Source organism: Methylophaga sp. UBA2689 (assembly GCA_002354555.1).
GTDB lineage: Bacteria > Pseudomonadota > Gammaproteobacteria > Nitrosococcales > Methylophagaceae > Methylophaga.
Map to the genome: position 1 here is coordinate 1 of DELT01000090.1, position 4,408 is coordinate 4,408.

Sequence of the window (4,408 nt, forward strand, 5' to 3'; positions counted from 1 at the left end):
GAAATTCAATATGCCATTGATGAATTCACCATTGCCGGTCAGTTACAGGATATGTTCAAAGGTATCCAAGCGGTAGCTAATGATGTGGACTTACGTAGCAATATCCGTAGCGGTTCGGTGTGGATCGACAAAATGATGGTGGCGGCTTAGGGCTTGTTGATTTTCATCTCACAACCGAGGCGGAGATGAAAGAACAACCAGTCTTGGTTTAAGAATCGATGCTATCGCGGACGAAGCTAGTGATATCCGTTAAATAGGCCACAGCAAATATTGAAAATAGCATCTGCCTTAGGTTTTTAATGCGATGAGCGCTTTGGTTACGTAACGCATTGATTTGACGTATCAAATCCTGCTCATCATGCAACCAGTCAGTTTTGTTGTTGACCAGCTGACAATGAAAAATATAATAATTTTCCGAATTAAACAGTCTGTGCAAAAGCAGATTTTTGGCCTCTGCTGATTGCAGTTCATGTTCACAGATGATTTGCCAGGGCTGATGACCAGAGCGATAACAATACAATCCCATTCCATGAGTCACCACATTTTCAGTATGAACTGTTTTTAACTGCAGAGTGATGCGCTGAATGGAATTGGAAATCGACTGCCATAATTTGTTGTCAGTATGATTTAACAACTGAGAATGGCCAGCCACCGCCTGCAACACGCGTTTTTGTTGAATATCCAGGCCAAAAAATAGCGCTGTATTGAGTGGTGCGTGACTCAGCAGATCCAGATAAACCCGACTGTACTGCATTTGCAATAAATCATCTTCGCGCCGCGATAATGACTGTTGGTTATCTTTAATGGCCTTTTCAAAAAACTGATTTACAGCGAATGGGCATTGGGTGACCAGGCGTTGCAAACCAAGTTCAGTTTGTTCAGCAAACTTCTGCACTCGCTTAACTTCATACGGCACACTACGTAAATTTAATTGCGGGCGCTGTGATTGCCAGCGGGTGAAATGTAAGGTTACCCGGGCACCTATCTTCACCGGCAAATCAGCATTGACGGTTAACGACAGTCCATTAATCGAAACTTCGTTGGTTTGCGACGCATGTTCCTGACTATTTACAAATAAACTGACGGGAGTAAGCACGGTATAGCGGCTTTGCTGGCGTTGAATAAATGCTTTGAGCGAACTGATAGGCGGTAAGTTAAAAAGAACCGCCGGTTTTTCGATATTTTCATCAGCATGAATTAGCTTTTCATCACTGCTTAGCTGTTGCAAGCAGGCCGTAATATCGGTGATTTCTACCAAGTTTTTTAACTGTGAAACCTTGCGTGAAAAATCAACGGCAATGCGTGGATCCGATTGAGCCATGATATCAAAATACGGATGATAAATTGCTTCATCAACTTCCAATGCTGAGACATTGAAATGCCAAAGTTGTGTTTTTTCGGGCCAAGGCCAAAATTGTCTTAGCCTTGCTATTTCACTGGCATCAATCACCACCAGCTTTTCAGCATGAAGTGCCACAAACCCGCAATTTAAATTGTTTTGCTCGATATGAGAAAGCACTCTTTTTACGATGGACAGCAAGTCAGATGTGTTGATGAAAATCTGATCACAAACAGTGCTGCTATGGAGAGCCGTAACATTGGGCGATTGCTGTTCACCCATCCAGCAGAGCAGGCTGGGCATTAGCTGGCTGTATAAACGTAACAGACAATTTTGTGTCAGATTAAGAATTTCATTATTCAGTTCAGCAGGACTGTGCTGATTTCGATTGCTTAACCAGTTTTGCCACGCTTGACGAACATCATTACCGACCGAGTCATGAAAGCGTAATACAGCAAATGTTCGCTGATCCTCATGATGCATCCGGGTAACGTCAAACGCTATGAGTGTGGGCTCGGTATTATGAATGTCGGGAAAGTGTTCAAAACTGACATTAACAGTATCATTTTTTTCCAATGCAGATACATGCTTCATGCTGACACGGATAGCATCAATGCTGACATCCAGGGTCATCGCATGGTAGCTAAGTTCACCCACTTGTATGGTGACCGGCAGCGTTAATAGCATGCGGGGCGCCTGACGACTTACCGGTTTATCCAGCCGGATAAGCAACACACCATCGTCCTCAACGGGAGTGGGTTGCTGCTGTTGTGATTGCTGTTGAAACTGGCGTATGGCCTGCATCAGTGCTTCGTATACACCGACGGTGTAATGCCCCCCCATGCGTTCAACAAGCTGCTTGAGTATTAAATAACTACGGTCGTCCAAATAGTGGGTGACATCGCCAAACTCATAAGGCTGACATTCGCCTGTCACTTTACCGCGTAAATCAATGATGCGTTGACAGGGTTTTTGTAATCTTTGTCGTTCCAGCTGGGCCAGAAAAGCCTGGTTTTGAGCTTTGCTGCTTTCCGTTGCCATTGCCCGAATTATTTCAGTTCATCAGGCGTTTTAGCTTGAATGCTTAACGCATGAATAGCAGAAGGAAGTAATTCAGCCGCAGCGTCATAGACCAGCCGGTGACGCTTGATTAAAGATAAACCGGCGAACGCGTCGCTGACAATAAATACCGTGAAGTGGCCACCACCGGTATTCCCTGCATGTCCGGCATGCAGATGACTATCATCGCTGATCTGCAACTGAATCGGATCAAGCTGCTGTAGCGCCTGCTCCAGTTTTTGTTGTGTTGATAAACTCAAGGTAAGACCTTACGAAATGGTTTAACAGTTACTTTGGCGTAAACATCGGCCTCAATATAGGGGTCGGCCTCGGCCCAAATCCGGGCGCTTTGCAAATCGTCAAATTCTGCGACTACTAAACTGCCACTGAATCCGGCTTCACCGGGATCTTCGCTGTCAATTGCCGGATGTGGACCAGCCAACACTAAACGACCTTTATCCTGTAACGCCTTAATACGATCAAGATGAGCCGGACGGGCAGCCAAACGCCGCTGCAGACTATCGGGCTTATCTTCGCTGATAATGGCATATAACATCAGGATGCATCCTTCGAATCATTATTTTCATTTATATGACGGGATAGATAAATAGCCTGCCCGGCAATAAATACCACTGTAATGGCCAAAGAGCCAAATAATTTAAAGTTCACCCAGGTTTCTTCTGAGTAGTAATACGCGATATAAATATTCAGAAATCCGGAAAAGATAAAAAACAGAATCCACGCAGTATTCAGTCTTGACCAGACCACGGTTGGCAATTGCAGGTGCGCTGCCATCAGACGCTCAAGCAGGGTTTTATCGGTAAACAATCGGGCTCCGATAAAAGCTAATGCAAACAACCAGTTCACCGCAGTGGGTTTCCACATCACAAATTCCGGGTTCTGTAACCAGAGCGTGGCCCCGCCAAGCACCATCACCAGAATAAAGGTGATTAAATGCTGTCTTTCCACTTTGCCGTGACGCAGCAAACCATAAAGAACCTGAAGCAGAGTAGCGACCATCATTACCGCTGTTGCAGCATAGATGCCGGCCACCTCATATTCCTGACCATTCCAGTGGTAGACGCCACCACCAAATTTATAAGCAATGAAAAACAGGATAATGGGCAGAAAATCAGTAAATAGTTTCATCTTTTTGTTCAGTTATTACAGAGATGCCACATTCTAACGTAAAATCAACACCATGACGCACTATGACCTACATTGTCATTCCACCGCCTCTGATGGCGCCCTGTCTCCAAAAGCATTGGTTGAACGAGCTGTTCAGCAAGGAGTCGATGTGCTGGCGCTTACTGATCATGATGGTACAGAGGGTATTACAGCTGCGCTTGAGGCTGCCGCAGATCAGCCACTCACATTGGTTCCCGGGGTAGAAATTTCGGTCAGCTGGAATAGCAGTACAGTACATATTGTCGGGCTGAACATTGATATTGAAAATGCTAAATTGCAAAACGGTTTAGCCAATATCCGCCAATATCGGCAGCAAAGAGCCGAACAAATTGCGCAGCGTTTGGAAAAATCCGGTATTTCGGGGGCGCTTGAAGGTGCGGGAAAATATGCATCGAAAACAATGTTAGGACGAATGCATTTTGCACAATTCCTGGTCGAACAAGGCCATGCTTCCAATGCTAAAGATGTCTTCAAGCGTTTTCTGGTGAGAGGCAAACCCGGATATGTGCCGGGACAGTGGACTGATCTGGAATCCGCAGTTGAATGGATAATCGAGGCGGGCGGCCAGGCGGTTATTGCTCATCCGTTACGTTATAAAATGACCGGTACCAAGCTGCGACGGCTGATTGATGATTTTAAAACAGCGGGTGGACAAGCCATTGAGGTCAGCTCCGGGCATCAGCATCCCGATCAACTGAGAAATGTAGCAGCCCTGGCAAAACATTATGAGTTGCTGGCTTCCTGTGGATCAGATTTTCATGGTCCAGAACAGACTTGGAGTGAGCTTGGACGCTTCCTGCCATTGCCTGCTTCCTGTAAACC

At 45.6% G+C, this 4,408-nt stretch carries 6 protein-coding genes; 2 read left to right on the forward strand and 4 right to left on the reverse strand.

Going from position 1 to position 4,408, the window contains the following annotated elements:
* The first annotated feature begins 3 nt into the window (after positions 1-3).
* Positions 4-150 carry a metallopeptidase TldD-related protein gene (locus tag B3M51_RS10395; protein ID WP_292759134.1) on the forward strand — a complete coding sequence of 49 codons (147 nt, stop codon included), beginning with the start codon at positions 4-6 and terminating at the stop codon, positions 148-150.
* Positions 151-208: 58 nt separating this feature from the next.
* Here the strand turns inward: B3M51_RS10395 and B3M51_RS10400 are convergent, their stop codons facing one another.
* From B3M51_RS10400 to B3M51_RS10415, 4 genes are read right to left on the reverse strand one after another with little or no spacing between them, the layout of a single operon-like run.
* Entirely contained in the window at positions 209-2,380 is a 2,172-nt protein-coding gene (locus B3M51_RS10400; protein ID WP_292758974.1) for a PilZ domain-containing protein, read from the reverse strand.
* A gap of 8 nt (positions 2,381-2,388) precedes the next feature.
* Complete coding sequence (locus B3M51_RS10405; protein ID WP_292758977.1) at positions 2,389-2,658, reverse strand: BolA family protein; 270 nt, start codon at positions 2,656-2,658, stop codon at positions 2,389-2,391.
* Positions 2,655-2,954: a YciI family protein gene (locus B3M51_RS10410; protein WP_292758980.1), complete on the reverse strand. Its 300-nt coding sequence runs from the start codon at positions 2,952-2,954 to the stop codon at positions 2,655-2,657. Before B3M51_RS10410 ends, B3M51_RS10405 begins: the two co-directional genes overlap by 4 nt.
* A complete protein-coding gene (locus tag B3M51_RS10415) occupies positions 2,954-3,547 on the reverse strand; it encodes a septation protein A (protein ID WP_292758983.1) in 594 nt (197 codons plus the stop codon). The genes B3M51_RS10410 and B3M51_RS10415 overlap by 1 nt, the downstream gene beginning before the upstream one ends.
* A gap of 52 nt (positions 3,548-3,599) precedes the next feature.
* Between B3M51_RS10415 and B3M51_RS10420 the strand changes: the two genes are divergently transcribed.
* Positions 3,600-4,408, forward strand: an 809-nt coding sequence (locus B3M51_RS10420; protein WP_292758986.1) for a PHP domain-containing protein, incomplete at its 3' end; no start/stop codon positions are given.